At 68.1% G+C, this 17645-nt stretch carries 20 protein-coding genes; 6 read left to right on the plus strand and 14 right to left on the minus strand.

Going from position 1 to position 17645, the window contains the following annotated elements; all coding sequences use genetic code 11:
• Window positions 1-50: 50 nt before the first annotated feature.
• Window positions 51-782, minus strand: a complete 732-nt coding sequence (locus tag NJQ44_RS03665) for a TraB/GumN family protein (RefSeq protein WP_254273326.1) — start codon at window positions 780-782, stop codon at window positions 51-53.
• A 153-nt stretch (window positions 783-935) separates the two neighbouring features.
• On the opposite strand from NJQ44_RS03665, the gene NJQ44_RS03670 reads away from it, so the two are divergent.
• The 3 genes from NJQ44_RS03670 (at window position 936) to NJQ44_RS03680 (ending at window position 3955) form a co-directional block, all read left to right on the plus strand.
• A complete protein-coding gene (locus NJQ44_RS03670) occupies window positions 936-1391 on the plus strand; it encodes a ferritin-like domain-containing protein (protein WP_254273327.1) in 456 nt (151 codons plus the stop codon).
• A gap of 172 nt (window positions 1392-1563) precedes the next feature.
• Window positions 1564-1809 carry a DUF8593 domain-containing protein gene (locus NJQ44_RS03675; RefSeq protein ID WP_254273328.1) on the plus strand — a complete coding sequence of 82 codons (246 nt, stop codon included), beginning with the start codon at window positions 1564-1566 and terminating at the stop codon, window positions 1807-1809.
• Between the two features lie 217 nt (window positions 1810-2026).
• Window positions 2027-3955 carry an ABC transporter ATP-binding protein gene (locus tag NJQ44_RS03680; protein ID WP_254273329.1) on the plus strand — a complete coding sequence of 643 codons (1929 nt, stop codon included), beginning with the start codon at window positions 2027-2029 and terminating at the stop codon, window positions 3953-3955.
• Here the strand turns inward: NJQ44_RS03680 and thiD are convergent, their stop codons facing one another.
• Window positions 3956-5305, minus strand: a complete 1350-nt coding sequence (thiD, locus tag NJQ44_RS03685) for a bifunctional hydroxymethylpyrimidine kinase/phosphomethylpyrimidine kinase (RefSeq protein ID WP_254273330.1) — start codon at window positions 5303-5305, stop codon at window positions 3956-3958.
• 204 nt (window positions 5306-5509) lie between these two features.
• On the opposite strand from thiD, the gene NJQ44_RS03690 reads away from it, so the two are divergent.
• The gene (locus NJQ44_RS03690; RefSeq protein WP_254273331.1) at window positions 5510-5674 is read left to right on the plus strand and encodes a DUF7331 family protein; all 165 of its coding nucleotides are present in this window, start codon (window positions 5510-5512) and stop codon (window positions 5672-5674) included.
• Between the two features lies 1 nt (window position 5675).
• On the opposite strand, the gene NJQ44_RS03695 is transcribed toward NJQ44_RS03690, so the two are convergent.
• The 3 genes from NJQ44_RS03695 to NJQ44_RS03705 all read right to left on the minus strand — a co-directional run bounded on the left by NJQ44_RS03695 (window position 5676) and on the right by NJQ44_RS03705 (window position 9433).
• Window positions 5676-6698 (minus strand): AIR synthase family protein, encoded by a 1023-nt coding sequence (locus tag NJQ44_RS03695; RefSeq protein ID WP_254273332.1) that lies wholly within the window; start codon window positions 6696-6698, stop codon window positions 5676-5678.
• 64 nt (window positions 6699-6762) lie between these two features.
• On the minus strand, window positions 6763-8964 hold the full coding sequence (locus NJQ44_RS03700; RefSeq protein WP_254273333.1) for a hypothetical protein: 2202 nt from the start codon (window positions 8962-8964) through the stop codon (window positions 6763-6765).
• A 40-nt stretch (window positions 8965-9004) separates the two neighbouring features.
• Entirely contained in the window at window positions 9005-9433 is a 429-nt protein-coding gene (locus tag NJQ44_RS03705; RefSeq protein ID WP_254273334.1) for an arsenate-mycothiol transferase ArsC, read from the minus strand.
• Between the two features lie 204 nt (window positions 9434-9637).
• On the opposite strand from NJQ44_RS03705, the gene mutS reads away from it, so the two are divergent.
• The gene (gene mutS, locus NJQ44_RS03710; protein ID WP_254273335.1) at window positions 9638-12322 is read left to right on the plus strand and encodes a DNA mismatch repair protein MutS; all 2685 of its coding nucleotides are present in this window, start codon (window positions 9638-9640) and stop codon (window positions 12320-12322) included.
• Between the two features lie 4 nt (window positions 12323-12326).
• On the opposite strand, the gene NJQ44_RS03715 is transcribed toward mutS, so the two are convergent.
• The 7 genes from NJQ44_RS03715 to NJQ44_RS03745 form a co-directional block, all read right to left on the minus strand.
• Window positions 12327-12623: an SUI1 family translation initiation factor gene (locus NJQ44_RS03715; protein ID WP_431357782.1), complete on the minus strand. Its 297-nt coding sequence runs from the start codon at window positions 12621-12623 to the stop codon at window positions 12327-12329.
• Between the two features lie 56 nt (window positions 12624-12679).
• Window positions 12680-13099, minus strand: a complete 420-nt coding sequence (locus NJQ44_RS03720; protein ID WP_254273336.1) for a hypothetical protein — start codon at window positions 13097-13099, stop codon at window positions 12680-12682.
• Window positions 13100-13138: 39 nt separating this feature from the next.
• Window positions 13139-13612, minus strand: a complete 474-nt coding sequence (locus tag NJQ44_RS03725; protein WP_254273337.1) for a DUF7992 family protein — start codon at window positions 13610-13612, stop codon at window positions 13139-13141.
• 89 nt (window positions 13613-13701) lie between these two features.
• Window positions 13702-13872: a hypothetical protein gene (locus tag NJQ44_RS03730; protein WP_254273338.1), complete on the minus strand. Its 171-nt coding sequence runs from the start codon at window positions 13870-13872 to the stop codon at window positions 13702-13704.
• Between the two features lie 42 nt (window positions 13873-13914).
• The gene (locus NJQ44_RS03735; RefSeq protein WP_254273339.1) at window positions 13915-14103 is read right to left on the minus strand and encodes a hypothetical protein; all 189 of its coding nucleotides are present in this window, start codon (window positions 14101-14103) and stop codon (window positions 13915-13917) included.
• A 41-nt stretch (window positions 14104-14144) separates the two neighbouring features.
• The gene (locus NJQ44_RS03740; RefSeq protein WP_254273340.1) at window positions 14145-14741 is read right to left on the minus strand and encodes a class I SAM-dependent methyltransferase; all 597 of its coding nucleotides are present in this window, start codon (window positions 14739-14741) and stop codon (window positions 14145-14147) included.
• A gap of 77 nt (window positions 14742-14818) precedes the next feature.
• Complete coding sequence (locus NJQ44_RS03745; protein WP_254273341.1) at window positions 14819-15325, minus strand: hypothetical protein; 507 nt, start codon at window positions 15323-15325, stop codon at window positions 14819-14821.
• A 139-nt stretch (window positions 15326-15464) separates the two neighbouring features.
• Between NJQ44_RS03745 and NJQ44_RS03750 the strand changes: the two genes are divergently transcribed.
• Window positions 15465-16070 carry a DUF4397 domain-containing protein gene (locus NJQ44_RS03750; RefSeq protein WP_254273342.1) on the plus strand — a complete coding sequence of 202 codons (606 nt, stop codon included), beginning with the start codon at window positions 15465-15467 and terminating at the stop codon, window positions 16068-16070.
• A gap of 15 nt (window positions 16071-16085) precedes the next feature.
• On the opposite strand, the gene NJQ44_RS03755 is transcribed toward NJQ44_RS03750, so the two are convergent.
• On the minus strand, window positions 16086-17342 hold the full coding sequence (locus NJQ44_RS03755) for an HAD family hydrolase (protein ID WP_254273343.1): 1257 nt from the start codon (window positions 17340-17342) through the stop codon (window positions 16086-16088).
• Window positions 17343-17427: 85 nt separating this feature from the next.
• Window positions 17428-17610 carry a hypothetical protein gene (locus tag NJQ44_RS03760; protein ID WP_254273344.1) on the minus strand — a complete coding sequence of 61 codons (183 nt, stop codon included), beginning with the start codon at window positions 17608-17610 and terminating at the stop codon, window positions 17428-17430.
• Window positions 17611-17645 lie beyond the last annotated feature (35 nt).

Here is a 17645-nt window from a genome sequence, read left to right on the forward strand (position 1 = left end):
TAAGAGCGCCGTCCGGTCGTGTCCGAGCGGCGCACGACCGTGGGTCGGCCTCACTGGCGCTCTGCGAGGTGTGCCGCCACCCCGTCGAGGTGAGCGATGCCGACGACGGCGACCACGTCGCCGTGTCGCCGGAGGGCACGGAGTCGCTCGGCCATGTGTCGCTCGCGGGCCGTCGTCTGGATGGCGGCGGCGGGCGGCGGTTCGAACGCCGACAGCATCGCGTTCGCGGTCCGCACGCGCTCTCGCTCGTCGTCGGCCTGGTCCGCCGGGTCGTCGCGCCACCCGGTCCCGTACGCCGTCGGCGCGTCGACGGCCACCTGGACGGTGGTAAGCGTCGCGAGCGTCGCGGCTAACCGCGCCGTCACCGCCTTCTTGCTCACCGAGAGGAACCGCTTGGCAGTGTCGCGAACCGTCTCGAACGACGCCCGCTCGCGGTAGAGACGGGCGAGGACGCGTCGGAGAAAGGCGGGCGTGGGACCGTCGATGCCCGCGACGTGGTCGGTGGTGGCCGCCTGAATCGCCGCGCTCATCTCGCCGCCGAACAGGGGCGGCGTCCCGTCGTCGGCCGCGTAGTGTTCGTAGAGCGGCAGTGTGAGCGGCGGGAGTTCCAGCGCGAGAACTGCGGGTCGCTCTCGCTCGACGATAGTCCGGACGCGGTACTTGCTCGCGGGATGGTCGTGAAGCGCGCCGACGAGGACGACGTCGCCGTCCGCGCCGGGGTGTCGCTCGACGTACGCATCGTGGAGGCGGGGGTCGGTCGACCCCCCTTCGTTCGACTGCACGGAGTAGTAGTCGGCTAGCAGGCGAAACGTCGGTATTACTGTTGCGCTACCGTCTGGCTTATTGACATCACCTCGCTCGCTATCTCCCTTCGAAATCCAGTCGATGGGTCGCCGACCCGGGGTTGTTTAAGGGGTCCACCCGAAGCTGTCAACATGGCAGACGACCGCGTCATCGAACTACTCCAGAAGGCGTACAGCGACGAGATAGAGACGGTGATGAACTACCAGACGAACGCCATCGTCTTAGACGGCGTCCGTGCAGAGGAAATAAAGGAGAGCCTCCAGCAGGACATTCAGGAGGAACTGAGCCACGCCGAGCAGTTGGGTCAGCGCCTCAAGCAACTCGACGCCCAACCGCCGGGTTCTGCCGAGTTCGTCGCGCGACAGGACTCGCTCCAACCGCCCGAGGACTCGACGGACGTGCTCTCGGTCATCGAAGGCGTCCTCGACGCGGAGAACGACGCTATCCAGACATACCGTGACCTCATCGACGCCGCCGAAGCGGGCGACGACCCCGTCACGGAAGACCTCGCGGTCACGATTCTGGCCGACGAGGAGGCCCACCGAACGGAGTTCCGCGGCTTCCGGAAGGAGTACCGGAACGACTGACGACCCGCCCGAAGCCGTCGCCGAGGCGCCGCCCGAACGACGATTCGTTTTTCGAACGGACCGCCCGACAGCGCTAACGTCTGCTTAGTTTCGGTAAGGACGACGGTGCGATTCGGGTCCGGGCGGTTCTCTCAGTATAACAATACCCGCAGTCCGGGCATGGTCTGGTGCGATGGCGAGACCAAAACTGACCGAAACTGACGAAGGGAAGCGAGTCGTGAATCACAAAGGCGAAGCAATCGGCGTCATCTCGGGGTTCCGCGGCGGGAACGCCTACGTCGACCCGGACCCGGGCATCACGGACAAGATTATGTCCCGCCTCGGGTGGGCCGACGTGGACGACGACGACTACGTACTGGAGTCTCGGAAGGTCGAGACGATCACAGACGACGAAATCCGACTCAAGCCGAACCTGTAACGCGCGCCGGGCCGCCGTGACCGGCGGCCACTGCGTCATTTCTATCACGATTTGCGACGATTTCGACAGCGACAGTGCTGGAACCGGCCGAGCGCACCGCTACCGTCATAGCTCCGGGACACCTATCCTCAATGTGACTTCTCCACCGACTGCCGACCGTCTCACGCCCGACGCCACGAGGTGTGAATGAGGCGGGCCACGCACGCCGGGGGTGTCGATGAGTAGCGAGGCGTCGACGGGGCTGCCGCCCGCCGACGGCGGGTCGATGTGGCGGCTGTACGTGGCCTATGGGCGCGAGAACGTGTGGAGCGCCGTCCTCGGGACGGTAATGGCCCTGTTCTCGCGGGCGACCGGACTGCTCCCGGCGCTCGTGTTGGGGTTGGCTATCGACGCCGTCCTCCTCGGGGCCCGCCCGTTCGAACTCCCGTTGGTTCCCGCGTCGCTCCTGCCGACGACGCCAGCGGCCCAACTCTGGTTCGCTGTCGCGGTACTCGTCGCCGCCACACTCGCGGGAGCGGTGGCCTCGTGGCTCCAGAACTACGGGTGGAACCGCTTCGCCCAGAACATCCAACACCACCTCCGGACGGACGCCTACGAGCGACTGCAGGCCCAAGACCGCGCCTTCTTCGACCAGTCGCGCACCGGCGAACTCCTCTCGGTACTGAACAACGACGTGAACCAACTGGAGTCGTTTCTCACCGACGGCGTGAGTTCGTTCCTCCGACTGGTCGCGCTGGTGGTCGGCGTCGGCCTCGTGATGCTCTCGCTGAACCCGTGGCTGGCGCTCGTCTCGCTGACCGCGGTGCCCGTCTTGGCCGTCTTCACGGCGCTGTTCGTCCGCCGCATCCAGCCCAAGTACGCGAAGATGCGAGCGAGCGTCGGCGACCTGAACGCCCGACTGGAGAACAACGTCGGCGGCATCGAGGTCATCAAGACCGAACACGCCGAGGCCTACGAGGCCGACCGGGTTCGGGAGGCCTCCCAGTCGTACTACGACACCAACTGGGACGCCATCCGCACCCGCATCACGTTCTTCCCCGGCCTGTCGGTCATCTCTGGACTGAGCTTCGCGCTGACGTTCGCCGCCGGCGCGTTCTGGGTGCTGAACGGGCCGCCGACGCCGTTCGCCCGGACCGTCTCGCCCGGCGCGTTCGTCACGTTCATGCTGTACACCCAGCAGTTCATCTGGCCGCTGGCTCAGTTCGGCCAAATCGTCAACAACTACCAGCGCGCCCGGGCCTCCAGCGACCGGGTGTACGCCCTCTTGGAGGCCGAACCCGGCGTGAGCGACCCCGAATCCCCCGTCGCGCTCCCGACCGTCGAGGGTCGCGTGGAGTACGACGGCGTCACGTTCCGGTACGACTCCGGGGACGGCGAGGACGACGCGCCGCCGGTTCTCCGCGACGTGTCCTTCGCCGTCGAACCGGGCGAGACGGTCGGTATCGTCGGTCCGACCGGGAGCGGGAAGTCGACGCTGGTGAAACTGCTCGTCAGACTGTACGACCCCGAGGCGGGCGTCGTCCGTCTCGACGGTCACGACGTGCGTGACCTGGCCATCGCAGACCTGCGGCGCGCCGTCGGCTACGTCGCACAGGAACCGTTCCTGTTCTACGGCACCGTCCGGGAGAACATCGCCTACGGCACCTTCGAGGCCACCGACGCCGAAATCGAGGCGGCGGCCCGCCGAGCGGCCGCCCACGAGTTCGTCGAGAACCTCCCGGACGGCTACGAGACGACGGTGGGCGAACGCGGCGTCAGACTCTCGGGCGGGCAGCGTCAGCGCATCGCCCTCGCCCGCACCTTCCTGAAGAACCCCGCTATCCTCGTCTTGGACGAGGCGACCAGCCACGTCGATACGGAGACGGAGGCCATCATTCAGCGGAGCCTCCGCGGGTTAGCGGCCGACCGGACTACCGTCGCCATCGCTCATCGCCTCTCGACGGTGAAAGACGCCGACACTATCCTCGTCCTCGAAGGCGGGCGTATCGTCGAGTCGGGGACCCACGACGAGTTACTGACCGAGGAGGGCCTCTACGCGAACCTCTGGCGGGTGCAGGCGGGCGACATCGAGGACCTGCCCGAGAGTTTCTTCGAGGCGGCCATCGCTCGACGGGCGGCCATCGAGGGCGGCGGCGAGACGGACTGACTACTCGACGACCGCCAGCACCGTTTCGACGTGTCCCAGCAGCGTCGCCGCGTCGGCGGCGAGCAAGACGACGCTCCCGGCGACGCCCACCTCGCCGTGGTCGACGATGGCGACGGGCGTCTCGCCGCTCGACTCGAAGGCCGCGTCGACGCCCCACGCCGTCGTCGCCTCGCGCGTCACGTCGTCGGGTCGCTCGCTCGGGTCGTACCCCGAGACGGACCCAGCGAGGTCCCTCAGTGCGTCCTCGACGCCGTCGGTCAGGCGGCAGTTGACGGCGTAGCGGAGCGCCGGGTCGTGTTCGCGGGCGGCGAGCAGGAACTGCGCGACGGGCCCGCCCGCGCCGAAGCGGACGCCCCTGTTGGGACGGACGCCGTCCAGCGTGCGGGTGATGCGTCCCTCGACGGCGGCCACCTCGGTGGGCGTCTCGGCGTAGGGCGTCGCCCCGGCGACGGTCATCCCGACTTCGGGGACCAGGGTCGACACGTCGCGGTCGACGAGCGCCGAGACGACGCGTTCGACGGCCTCGCTCGTCTCGTGGCGGGCGGCCTCGTTGCGCGTCTCGACGGCGTGGTGGACCGCGCCCGGTCCCTCGCCCACGTCGAGGTTGTACCGCACCGCGCGGGCCAACAGGTCGATACCGGCCGCGACGGCGTCCCGCAGGTCGTCGCCGTGGGCGAGTCTGGTCGCGATGGCCGACGAGAGCGTGCACCCGGACCCGTGGGTCGCCTCGGTGTCGACTCGCTCGTGGCGGAACGTCGTCACCGAGTCGTCGGTCACCAGTACGTCGACGACCTCGTCGCCGGGGACGTGCCCGCCCTTCACGAGGGCGGCGTCGGCGCCCATCTCGACGATGTCCCGGCCCGCCGCCTCGGTGTCGCTCGGGTCGTCGATGTCGCGGCCGGTCAGGACTTCGGCCTCGTCGGCGTTGGGCGTGACGAGGGCCGCGTCGGCGAGCAGTCGCTCGTAGGCGGCCTCCGCCTCGGGTTCCAGCAGTCGGTCGCCCGACGTGGCGACCATCACCGGGTCGACGACGAGATTCGGCAGGGGCGTCTCCGCGGCGACGAGGTCGATTACGTCGCTCGTCGCGAGCATCCCCGTCTTTACCGCCGCCACGTCGAAGTCCTCGCGGACCGCCCGAATCTGGGCCTCGATGTCGTCGACGGGGAGGAGGTGACTCCCTCGGACCCCCGTCGTGTTCTGTGCCGTGACGCTGGTGATGGCGCTGGTCCCGAACGCACCACCGGCCTCGATGGTCTTCAGGTCGGCCTGAATCCCCGCCCCGCCGCCGGAGTCGCTTCCGGCGATGGTCAAGACGACCGGTGGCGTGACCGGTGCAGGTGCTCGTGGCATACCCGTTGGTCGACCGGTGGCCCCAAAGCGGTGCTGATGTGTCACGTCCGTCGGTCGGTAACCCGGGAGTGACGACTGAGTGAGAATACCCGTACGGTGACAGAATCCGGCAATCTAAACACCATCCTAGTATGCTAATAATACTTGTTATCATACCCGGGAAACGCTTATGTGTGAGAACCCCCCACACATCGATGCACGACAATGGAACCGGCTCCGAACGACACCGGCGAGGCAGATGAGCAGTACGGCAGTTTCACGACCGGCGGCGGCGACGTCGTCGTCTACGACACGGACAACCCCGAAGCGTGGCTTCAGTCCAGTTATGCGGTCGAAGTAGGCCCCTCGTCGGAACGAACAAGCGCCTGAATTACCCCTGTAGTTTTCCCAGATACTCCTCGAAGGTCCCCCAGAACGGGTCGACCCCGGGGTGGTCTGTGGGTTCACCGTCCACCACCAGTCCAGAGCCATCGGTGACTCGTCCCGCGTCGGCGGCGGGGATGTCCTCCGCGTCGAGGGCCGCGAGTACGTCGTCGACGCCCTCGGGCGACACCGTCGCCAGCAGGGTCCCCTCGCTGATGGATATCCACGGGTCGATACCGAAGAAGTCACAGGCCTCGGCGACCCCGGGTTGCATCGGCACGCGGTCGGTCTCCAGTTCGATGCCGACGCCCGCCGCCCGGGCGATTTCGTAGAGGCCGCCGTAGATGCCACACTCGGTGGCGTCGTGCATCGCCGTCACCGGCCCGGCCGCGGCGGCGGTCAGCGCGTCTTTCACGGGACTCATGTCGTAGAAGCGGCCGGTGGCGGCGTCGATAGCCTCGGCGTCCATCGCGTCGGCCATCAGCGACTCGAACTGGATGGAGAGGAGGCCCGTCGCCTCGATTGCAGGCCCCTTCGTGATGACGACGCGGTCGCCGACCTGCGCGCCGTCGGGCCGGACGATGTCGTCGAACTCTCCGACGGAGAGGGCCGTCGCGCCGCCGACCATCGGGTAGTTACACCCGGCGTAGCGGCCCGTGTGGCCCGTGACGACGGAGACGCCGAGGTCGCGGGCCTCCGCGTCGAACGTCTCCCACACCGTCCGGAACTCCTCGTTCGTGATTTCGGGCGGCAGGTTGAAGTCGACGGAGAGGTGCGTCGGCGGGAGGCCCGAGACGGCCACGTCGCTCATCAGGATGTGGAACGCGAACCACGCCGCTCGCTCGAACCCGAGCGACGGCATCACGAACACCGGGTCGCTCGCCATCGCTACGGCCTGCCCACCGATGTCGACGACGCCGAAGTCGACGCCGTGTTGCGGGCCGAGCGTCACGTCGTCGCGTTCGGCCCCCAGGTTCGGGTAGATGTACTCGTCGAAGAACTCGCGGTCGACTTTGCCCAGTTCTGGCATAGCCGACGATACTACTCGGTGGTACTAAGACGTGGCCCTCGGGTCGGCGGGTGAGGAACGAGTGTCACCGCCGCCGTGCGAGGAGGCCGACCAATGCGAGAACGACCGCGAGAGCGGCGGTGGCGGCGGTGAATCCGGGACCGTCGGCGTCGGTGGTTCCGGATTCCGTGGGCGTCGTGGTGGTCGTCGCCGTCGGCGTCGGGTCGCTCGTGTTCGACGGCGCGACGGTGATAGACACCGGCATCGCCGTCCCCGCCGAGACGACCACGTCGCCCGCCTGCGGGAGGTCGATACCGCTCGACACCCGGGTCGTGTTCTCCGGCGGGAGGTACACGGTCCGCTCGCTCACCTGCTGGTAGTTCCGCGTGAAGACGACGGTGCCGGTCGCGGGGACCGCGGCGTCGTTTTCGACCGTCGCGGTGACGACCACCGACCCGCCCTGGGTCGCTGTCGTGGAACTCACCTCGATGTCGGTGACCGTCGCCCGAGCGGGCCGTTCGACGACGACGGTGACGTTGTCGCCGTCGACGCTCAGCGTGTAGGTGCCGGGCGTGACGAACGTCTGGGAGAGCGGTACGACGAGTTGCGTGCTGGGCGCGATGCGACCCCGTTCGGTCGTCACGGCCGTCCCGTTGATGTCGAGCGTCGCGTTGTAGGTGCCCTCGGTCCCCCCGGCGTTGCTCACCAGCGCGTCGACGGTCAGCGTCTCGCCGGTCGCCAGCCGTATCGGCGTGGTGTCGGTCACGTTGGTCGTCCGGTAGGGGCCGCTCACGTGGTAGCCGCTCCCGTCGGCGTCGGGGAGCGAGTAGCCGATGCGGGCCGGGAGCTGGCCGAACACGCGGGCGTGGTACGTCTCGTTCCACATCGTCACCGGCGAGGTGGTCTGGGTGTACTCCCGCGCCTCGGCGCGGGACTCGACGTCGCCCGACCGTTCGACGGACGCCAGCAACACCTCCTGTGTCACCGGCTGGTTCACCCCGTTCAGCACCCTGACCGTCTCCTGAAAGGTCGACTCGCTCTCGGTGGTCGTCCGTATCTCGCCGTCGATGCGCCCGGCCACCAGCGGTCCCTTGACGTAGTTGGCGTTGGCCGTCCACGTCGCCGGGTCCGCCAGCACCACGTCGGCGTAGACGTCTCGCTGGCCGTCTGCGAGGGTGTCCCGGAACGCCGCGAAGTCGATGCGCTCCTGTTCGAGCGTGAGCATCGCCGCGTAGTACACGGCCGTCCCCTCGGTGAGCCAGCGCGTGCCCCTGGTCGTCTCGAATGTCTGTCTCGTGTGGACGTACTCGTGAATCCAGACGTTCTCGGCGGTGTCGAGGCGTTCGGCGTCTCGCACCCAGAAATCCGAGCCGCCGGTTTCGAGGCCCCGGACGCCCCAGGCCACCTCGCCGGTCGGCGCGGCGACGACGAACACCGTCTCGTCGCGGTCGCCCACCCGCAGGGCGTCCGAGGCGTTGGTCAGCGAGTCGAGTATCTCGTCGGGTGACTCCGTGAGAGTCGCCCGTTCGGGCACCGCCAACCGGAACGTCTGCTCGTTGGCCGTCCGCTCGTACGTCTGGACGGGACCGAGGTAGACGAGTTGGTCGCCCGCGGCCCCCGGTCCGTCGGTCGTCACGTTCTGCTCGAAGACGACGGGGTCCTGTCCGATGTAGCGCCATCCCGTCGGTGTCCGCGACCGGCTGATGAGCGCCCACTCGCCCGCGTCGGCGGCGACGTACTCCCCGTCGGCGGTTTCGAGGCCGCTTCGGTCGACGGTGCGGTTGGGGTCGATGCGGAAGTCGATGGTCGCCGTCGGGGTGTTCCCGTCCCACCGGAAGTGGGTTTCGTTGACGCGGGTGAACCCGTCCCATCCGGTAATCGTCGCGTTCTCGGGCATCGCAGTGGTCAGTCCCACCACGCGGTCGGGTATCTCGTAGGCCAGCGCTACCGACACGTCGCCCGGTCGCTCGGGGGTCAACGCGTACGTCTGGGTCTGTCGGATAACGTCGCTCTCGTCGAGTTGCTGGAACGTCGCCGCCGACGGCCGTCGGGAGACGGCGGTCGCTGGCCGTGTCATCTCTCCGGTCGCAACCGCGGCGTCCATCTGTGCGGTCGGTGCCGTCGCACCGGCGGTCTCGGACGAGCGAACCGCAGCGGGCGCTGGCTCTCGAACCGCGTCCCGCGTCGGCGGCGTCGCGTCGGCGACGGCCATCGCCGGGCCGATGGCAGTCCCCACGAGCAAGAGTGCGACAGCCACCGCGACCCACCCCCGGTGCGCCACGCGCATTATCACTTCATACCGGCCCCCGGTTGATATAGCTGACCGCCTATGCGGCCTCTACCCGGGCTTCGATGTCGTCGAAGACCGTCGCGACACGTTCGCGGATGTCGTCGCGAATCTCCCGCACCGCCGCTGTGTCCCGGCCGTCGGGGTCCGAGAGCGCCCAGTCGCGGACCTCCACGTCGGCGTCCAGCGAGAGCGTCGAACATCCCATCGTCGCGACGATGTCGCACGCCTCCAGTTCGGCGGTCGAGACTTCGCGAGGAGTTCGGTCCGAGAGGTCGATGTCGAGTTCCCGCATTATCTCGACCACTTCGGGGTGGACGTGGTCCGCGGGGTCGGTCCCGCCGGTGACGATTTCGACGCGGCCGTCGAGGCTGCGCTCGGCCACCTCTCGCTCGGCGAATGCGGTCGACATCTGGGAGCGACCGGCGTTCTGTACACAGACGAAGGCGACGCGGAATGTGTCGGTCATGGTTGGGACGTTCCGGGCGGCGAGCCACCGCGCCGGAAGATACGCGACCGTACCGTATCCCGCCAAATGGTGTTTTCGGTGCGCTCCGGTCTATATACGGCTACTGAGGGCTATTGCGTCCTCGGTCGGGCGGCCGACGGTCACCGCCCTCTTCCCGCAGGCGCTCCCGCAATCCTTACCCCGGGGAGACACAGACTGGGGGATATGACCGAGGCGACGGGTATCGTCGGGGAGTTCCTCTCGCTCAAAGAGGAGACCGACGCCGACATTCTGACGATGCAGTGCGGGGACTTCTACGAGTTTTTCGGCGACGACGCGGAACTGGTGGCCGAGGAGTTGGACCTGAAAGTGAGCCAGAAGTCCTCCCACGGGTCGTCGTACCCGATGGCGGGCGTCCCAGTCGCCGACCTGACGCCGTACGTCTCTGCGCTGGTCGAACGGGGCTACCGGGTCGCCGTCGCCGACCAACACGAGACGGCGGACGGCCACGCACGCGAGATTACGCGCGTCGTCACCCCGGGGACGCACTTAGAGACGGGTGACGCATCCGCCCAGTACCTCGCGGCCGTCGTCCGCCACTCGGGCCGGGACGGCGACGACTACGGCCTCGCGTTCGCCGACGTGACGACGGGCCAGTTTCAGGTCACGCAACTGGACGCCGCCGACGTGGGCGCGGTGTTGACGGAACTGTACACGTTCGCGCCCGCCGAGGTGCTTCCCGGCCCGGACCTCAGAAACGACGACGACTTCCTGGACCGCCTCGCCGAGCGCTCTGACGCGGCCGTCACCCTCCACGCGTCTGCGTCGTTCGAACCGGGCCGCGCCCGCCACCGCGTGCGCCAGCACTTCGGCGCGGAGACGCTCGACAGCGTCGGTATCGCCGACGACGACGCCGCTATCGCCGCCGCGGGGGCCGTCCTCGCGTACGTCGAGGAGACGGGCGTCGGGACGCTCGCCGCCGTCACCCGCCTGCAGGCCTACGGCGCGCGCGAACACGTCGCGCTGGACGCGACGACACAGCGGAACCTCGAACTCACCGAGACGATGCAGGGCGACAAATCGGGGTCGCTGTTCGACACCGTCGACCACACGGTCACCGCCGCCGGTGGCCGCCTCCTCCGCCGCTGGCTACAGCGCCCCCGCCGTGACCGCGGCGAACTCCAGCGCCGTCAAGCCGCCGTCGCGGCGCTGACCCGTGAGGCGATGGCCCGCGAGACGATTCGCGAGACGCTCTCGGACGCCTACGACCTCGAACGCCTCGCCTCCCGAGCGACCTCCGGGACCGCCGACGGGCGAGACTTGCGGGCCGCACAGGAGACGCTGGCGCTCCTCCCGCAGGTCGCCGACGCCGTCGCCCAGACCGAGCGACTGGCCGACTCGCCGCTGGCCGACGCGCTCTCGGGGGCCGACCGCGAGGCCGCCGCGTCGCTGGCCGCCGACCTCGACGACGCCCTCGTCTCGGACCCGCCGGGAACCGTCACGCAGGGCGACCTGTTCCGATACGGGTACGACGACTCGCTGGACGCCGTCATCGACGACCACGAGGCCGCCTTGGAGTGGCTGGAGACCCTGCCACGGCGCGAGAAAGACCGGACCGGAATCACCCACCTCTCGGTCGACCGCAACAAGACCGACGGCTACTACATCCAGGTCGGAAAGTCCGAGACGGACAGCGTCCCCGACGAGTACGAGGAGATAAAGACGCTGAAAAACTCCAAGCGCTACACGATTCCGGAACTCGACGAGAAGGAGCGGGCCGTCCTGCGACTCGAAGAGCGCCGCCACGACATGGAGTACGAGCTGTTCGAGGACCTCCGGGCGCGCGTCGCCGAGCACGCGCCCCTCCTACAGGACGTGGGGCGGACGCTCGCGGAGGTGGACGCGCTGGCCTCGCTGGCCGTCCACGCCGTCGAGAACGACTGGTCCCGGCCCGAGGTCACGGACGGCGACGAACTCGCCATCGACGCGGGCCGTCACCCCGTCGTCGAACAGACCACCGAGTTCGTCCCGAACGACCTCTACATGGACCGCGACCGGCAGTTCCTCGTCGTCACCGGCCCGAACATGAGCGGGAAGTCCACCTACATGCGACAGGCCGCGCTCATCACGTTGCTGGCGCAGACGGGGAGTTTCGTCCCCGCCCGGGCGGCCACGGTGGGCGTCGTCGACGGCATCTACACGCGTGTCGGTGCCTTGGACGAACTCGCGCAGGGCCGCTCGACGTTCATGGTCGAGATGCAGGAACTGTCGAACATCCTGCACTCGGCCACCGAGGACTCCCTCGTGATTCTGGACGAGGTGGGCCGGGGGACGGCGACGTTCGACGGGATTTCGATTGCGTGGGCCGCCGTGGAGTACATCTCGACGCGGATACGGTGTAAAACGCTGTTCGCCACCCACTATCACGAACTCACCTCCCTGGGCGACTCGCTCGATACCGTTCAGAACGTCCACGTCGCCGCCGACGAGAGCGACGGCGATGTCACCTTCCTTCGGACGGTCAGAGACGGGCCGACGAACCGCTCGTACGGGGTTCACGTCGCCGACCTGGCGGGCGTTCCGGAACCCGTCGTCGAGCGCTCACAGGAGGTCCTCGACCGACTGCGCGACGACAAAGCCATCGAGGTGCGGGGCAGTACGGGCGAGGGCGGCACTACCCAAGCGGTGTTCGACCTCTCGTCGGGTCAGTTCGCGACTGGCGGACAAAGCGAGCGAGTCGAGACCGACGGGAATCCCGACGCCAGCACGGACGGGGAACGCGGCGAAACGCTGGATGCCGAGACGGAAGCGGTACTCGAGGAGTTGCGGGACCTCGACGTGAACGAGACGCCGCCAGTCGAGTTGCTGGCGAAAGTCCAGGAGTGGCAGGCCGAACTCGACGGCGAATGAGTGGTCAGGCGACCTGATACCCCTTCGCTTCGAGCAGTTCGCGGACGCGCTTCGCGTGGTCGCCCTGAATCTCGATGTGTCCCTCCTTGACTGTCCCGCCGGTCCCGAGCGCGGACTTCAGTTCCGAGGCGAGCGATTGGCTGTCAACGCCGTCCTCGAATCCCTCGATGACGACCATCTTCTTGCCGTACCGCCGCTCCTCAGTGCGGACGGTCAGTCGCTGTGTCGCGCGGTCTAAATCGGCGGTGGGGTCTTCGGGGATGTCGAGGTCGTCGAATGGGTCGTTGTCTGTCAATTGCACGTAACGATAGGCGACCGTCGCGGATGAGTGTTACTTCGGCCGAGGCCGAACCGTCGTCACCGCGAAGCGCGGACCTCCTGCCGGACGAGAACGGCGCCGAGGCCCGCCAGCAGGACGCCGACGCCGCCGTAGGCGAAGAACTGTCCCGCCCCGATTGGCGTCGTTCGCAGCGACTGTCGCCGCTGTCGGCGGTACTCCTCGAAGGTGGTGTTCTCGCAGGCCCTGACGTGGCGGTCGGTCAGGGTCACGCGCTCCATCCCGAGGCCACCGTCGACGAGGCGAGTCTCGCCCGCCAGTTCGGCACAGTTCCCGACGGCGGCCTCGTAGTCGGCGGGCGTGACGCTGGTCGTGAGCGCCGCGTACGTGATGCCGCCCACCATCCCCAGACCGAGCACCGTCAGGCCGACGGCGACGGCCAAGGACGCGCGGTTCCGTCGGGAGGTGTCGTCGTCCGTATCGCCGTCCCGTGTCCCCATCTCTCGTCTCTCGGTGCCCGATGCGGGTAGCCCTTGCCGTCACTCCTCGTAGTCGAACGCGTCTTCGGGTGCCTCGTCGTCGAAGAAGCCGAACGTCTCGTCGTCGCGCTGGAGGTAGTCGTTCTCCAGCGTCTCCGAGACGACCCGGCCCAGCGAGTCCAGCTCCGACTCGATTTCGTCAACGTCGCTCGTCGTGAGGTCCGCGCGGGCGGCGTCGGGGAGCGTCGGCGCGCGGTAGCCCACGTCGTCGGTCGCCGGTTCCCAGTAGAAGTCGAACTCCTCGACGAGGCCGTGGTCGAGGACGACGGCGAAGTCGGCGTCGGTCAGGCCGGTTCCGGTCGTCCACTCCTCGAACCCGTCGGCCCACGCGCCGCTGGCGAGCACCTCGGCGATTTCCTCGCGCCGGTAGTCGTCGTCCGGTTCCGTCGCCGGAACGTCGATGCTCTCGTACTCGCCCCGCGGTTGCGGGCCGCGAAGCGAGGGCGGGTCGGGAACTGGAACGTCGAGCGCCATGGCGAAATGTAGGATGCCCTACCGGAAATACGCACCGCTCGTGAGAGGGCTGGCGGACGCATCGGCGGCGTGAGTCGTCGACGGACTGGTCAGGCCTTCGCACCGGCGACGCCGCTGCCGATGGCCGCGCCGCAGTCGTTGCAGGCGACCAGATAGAACCGCTTGGAGGCTTTGAAGAAGCCGGTGGTGGCGTCCATCTCGACGAACTCCACGTCGTCTTTCGCATCGAGGGTCGCGTCGCATTCAGGGCAGTGGACCATACCTTGCGTTGCGATGGATGTGGTAAATATCTTGTCGCGGTGCTACACCGCGCCGCCGCCACCGGCTTTCGCGCCCGCGACGCCGCTCCCGAGGGTCGCGCCGCAGTCGGCACAGTTGGCGACGTAGAACCGCTTGGACGCTTCGAGGAAGCCGGTGGTGGCGTCCATCTCCGCGAACTCGATGTCGTCCGCGGTTTCGAGACCGGTGTCGCATTCAGGGCAGTGGACCATGCCCGGCGTTTGCGAGGGGCGCGGTAAGTGTCTTGTCGGCGTCAGCCGAGACGCGCGAACGCGAACTCCGTCGAGGTGCCCAGTGGGTCGTCGGCCGTCGCGGTCCACACCTCACCGAACCCCGCGTCACGCAACTGGTCTAGCGTCGCCTGTCGACCCGGCGCGGAGAAGAACATCGACCCGCCCATCCATCCGCGCCGAACCGTCTCGAAGCGGCCGCCGGGGAGCGTCAGCAGGACGACGCCGTCGGGCCTGAGGACGCGGGCGAACTCGCGGTACACGTCGGGATGGCGGTCACGCGGGACGTGGAAGACGGCGTGGTAGGCCGTGATGCCGTGGACGCTGTCGTCGGCGACGGGCAGGGCGGTCATGTCGCCCTGCACGAGGCGGGCGTCGGGGACGGTGTCGGCCGCCAGTTCCAGCCCGCGGCGCGAGAAGTCGAGGCCGACGCTTCCGGGCGGGAGGTTGGCGAGCGTCCGCGCGCCGTCGCCGCATCCCACGTCGAGGACGACCGGGTCGGCGGGCAGTTCCGCGAGCAAGTCGTCGATGAGGGCGGCGTCGGACCCGCCGGGGTCCCGCTTGCGTGCGTACGTCTCGGCGACGGCGTCCCACGCGCGGCGCACCTCGTTGCTATCCATACGGTCGCTTGGGGCCGAATCGGTATGAGTGGTTGGCGGCGTAATCCGGGCGTACCGTCGCTCGGTGGCGTCGGCGGCTATTCGAGGACCGACTTGGGCCGCTTCAGGTAGAACTCCTGTTCGGTAACTCGCTCGTACACGTCGTACAGCGTCTGGACCGCCGCTTCGTCGGGGTCGAACCGGAGGTGCGGCGCGAGGTGGTAGGCCTTGCAACTGGTCAGGAAGAAGTACAGCGTCCGGTGGTGGGCCGGGGTGGCGTCGACGACGCCCAACTCCGCGCCTCCGAGGTCGTCCGAGAAGTCGTTGAGCATCGCCGCGATGTCGTCGTGTAACTGGTCGTCGGGCCGTTGCAGGGGTGTGCCGAACGTCTGCTTGAGGAAGTCGCTTGTGGCCCGGAAGAAGGGGTTCGAGTCGACGCCGCTGGGGTCGACGCGGACGAACGTCTCGTAGAGGTCCAACAGCGTCGTCAACTCGTCCGCGGTCAGCGCCACGGGTCGGACCGGGTCGCCTTGACTGAGCGCGTACTCCGGGAAGGAGTACGACTGCGGGTCCGGAACCTGCCCGAACACGGTGTCGAGGGACATAGCCGGACTAGGGCGAGCGACGGTCTAACTGTTGTGGGTGTCGGCGGCGCGCCGCTCTCGGGTTCTCCGGGCTTACCGGCGGCCTACCGTGTCAATAACGAAACCCGGCGTCGGCGACGGGATAGGCGGAGCGCACGCTATGGGAGACACTGCACACCTGCGAATCGGACACTGCTGTCCGGACGCGCCGAACGTCGACGTGGCCGTGGACGGGGCGACGCGGTTCGAGAACGTCGAGTACGCCGCGGTGACCGACTACGAACCGTTCGACCCCGGCGACCAGAAATTGACGATTGCACCGGCGGGGAGTACCGCGACCGTCGTCTCGACCCGAATTCCTCTGAAGGAAAATACTGCGTACACGGTCCTCGCGACGGGGCTGATAACCGACATCGAGGCGACGGTGCTGACCGACGACCCCGGCGACGTCTCCGACGAGATGGCTCAGGTCCGCCTCGTCCACACGTCGCCGGACGCGCCCCCGGTGGCGCTCACCGTCGGGGACACCGCCGTCGTCGACGGCGTGGGGTTCCGGGAGGCCAGCGAGTACCGACCCGTCCGGCCGGGCACACACGACGTGGGCCTCCGGCCGGACGACCGCGGCCGACTCGAACTGGAACTGTCGGCCATCGAGTTCGACGGCGGGAGCGCCTACTCCGTGGTCACGGTCGGACAGATAGAGACGGGGACGCTCGCGGCCGTCGTCACCGAGGACGCGGCGGCGTTGGCGACGGTGACCGAGTGAGCGGTCGCGGTTCGCTCAGGACCGGCGTTCGTCCAGTCGCGCGAGCAGTTCCAGTCCGTAGACGATGTGGAGGACGGAACTGGACTGCCCGGCCTCGTAGACGAGGTCGTCGCGCGCCCTGACGTGGTCTAAGACGGCCTTCGAGGCGTGGTCCGGCGCGGCGGCCAGTCCCGCGTCCGTCTCGGCCAGCCATTCCATCACCCGCAGGTCGCTCTTGCTGTCGCCCATCACCAGCGCGAACGGGTCGTCGATGCCCAACACGTCGAACGCCTCCTCGACGCCGGTCGGCTTGGCGAGTTCAAGGCTGACGAGTTCGGCCGCGTCCCCCTCGTAGTAGCCGATGTCGATGCGTTCGAGCACGTCCAGCATCGCCGACGGCGCGCCCGCTACATCGGCGTCGGTCGAACGGCCCGCCTCCTCGAGGACGGCCCGAATCTCGGGGTCCTTCGCGAAGAAGGTCTGGGCGACGCCCGCTGGGTCGGTCACGTCCGCCCCGGTGGCCTCGGCGACGCTCTCGCCGACGAGTCCACAGAGGTAACACAGCGCCTCGTCGACGATTTCGACGGCCGTCTCGCTGCCGACTTCGGCGTTGGGTTTCAGGGTGACGTTGAACTCGTTGCCTTGGAGGTGACAGCCGTGGCGCACGTCGTCGGGCGCTTCGGAGAGAGCACGCCCGCGAACGGCGTCGAACACGTCGACGACGACGCCGTCCAAGCGCTCGTACAGCAACCGCTTCGTGTCCGGGCCGTGGTTCGGCGTGAACACGCCGTTACCCGACTCGTAGACGATGCTTACCGACCCCGAGGAGACGACTTCGTTGCCGAGTCCCTGAATCAGAAACCCCTTCACGTTCTCTAAGGTCTGGCCGGTGCAGACGACGATGGGGATACCCCGCTCGTGGAACTCCGTGAGGAGATACAGCGTGTCACGGGGAATCTCGTTGTCCGTGTCCCCGGCCGACCGGAGTGTCTCGTCCACGTCCAAGACGAGAACGTTCACCGCGCGGTCGTACTTCGAGAAGAGGTCCAGCGCCGCGAACGCCTCCTCGCGGGTCAGTCGCGCCGCTATCTCGGCGTACGTCTCGCCCGTCGCCGGGAACTCCTCGGCGATGTCGGCCTTTCGCTCGTCGAGTTCGTCGCGGGCCGTCTCCCACTGGTCTAACGCGATGGGTGAACTGAGCGGGGGAAAGAGGTCGACGAACTCCTGATACGCGCGGAGCGTCTCCGTGTCTACCGTCTCGTAGAGCCGATAGAGTTGGTCGTACTGTTCCATGGCTTGCTGTTGCCGTGGCTGTCGCTACGCGAACACTTGATTCTACGGTTCGGAGGCGCCCGTACGCGGAAAAATCGACGGCTCGCTAGCCGCCGTCGGCCGCGCCGTCACCGCCGTCGGTCAGCACGGAGAGGTCACCGCCTCTCTCGTTGAGGAACGTCGGTAATTCCTCGGGCTCCGCGTCGGCCTCGTCCGCTCGCTCCGTCTGCTCCGCGCGTTCGTCGCGCGCTTCTCGCCAGTTCGGTGTCCGTCCGCGCTCGAAGCACATGGTGTCCCACCACTCGACTGTGAGTGCTGTATCGT

The organism is Haloarcula marina, assembly GCF_024218775.1.
Taxonomy (GTDB): domain Archaea; phylum Halobacteriota; class Halobacteria; order Halobacteriales; family Haloarculaceae; genus Haloarcula; species Haloarcula marina.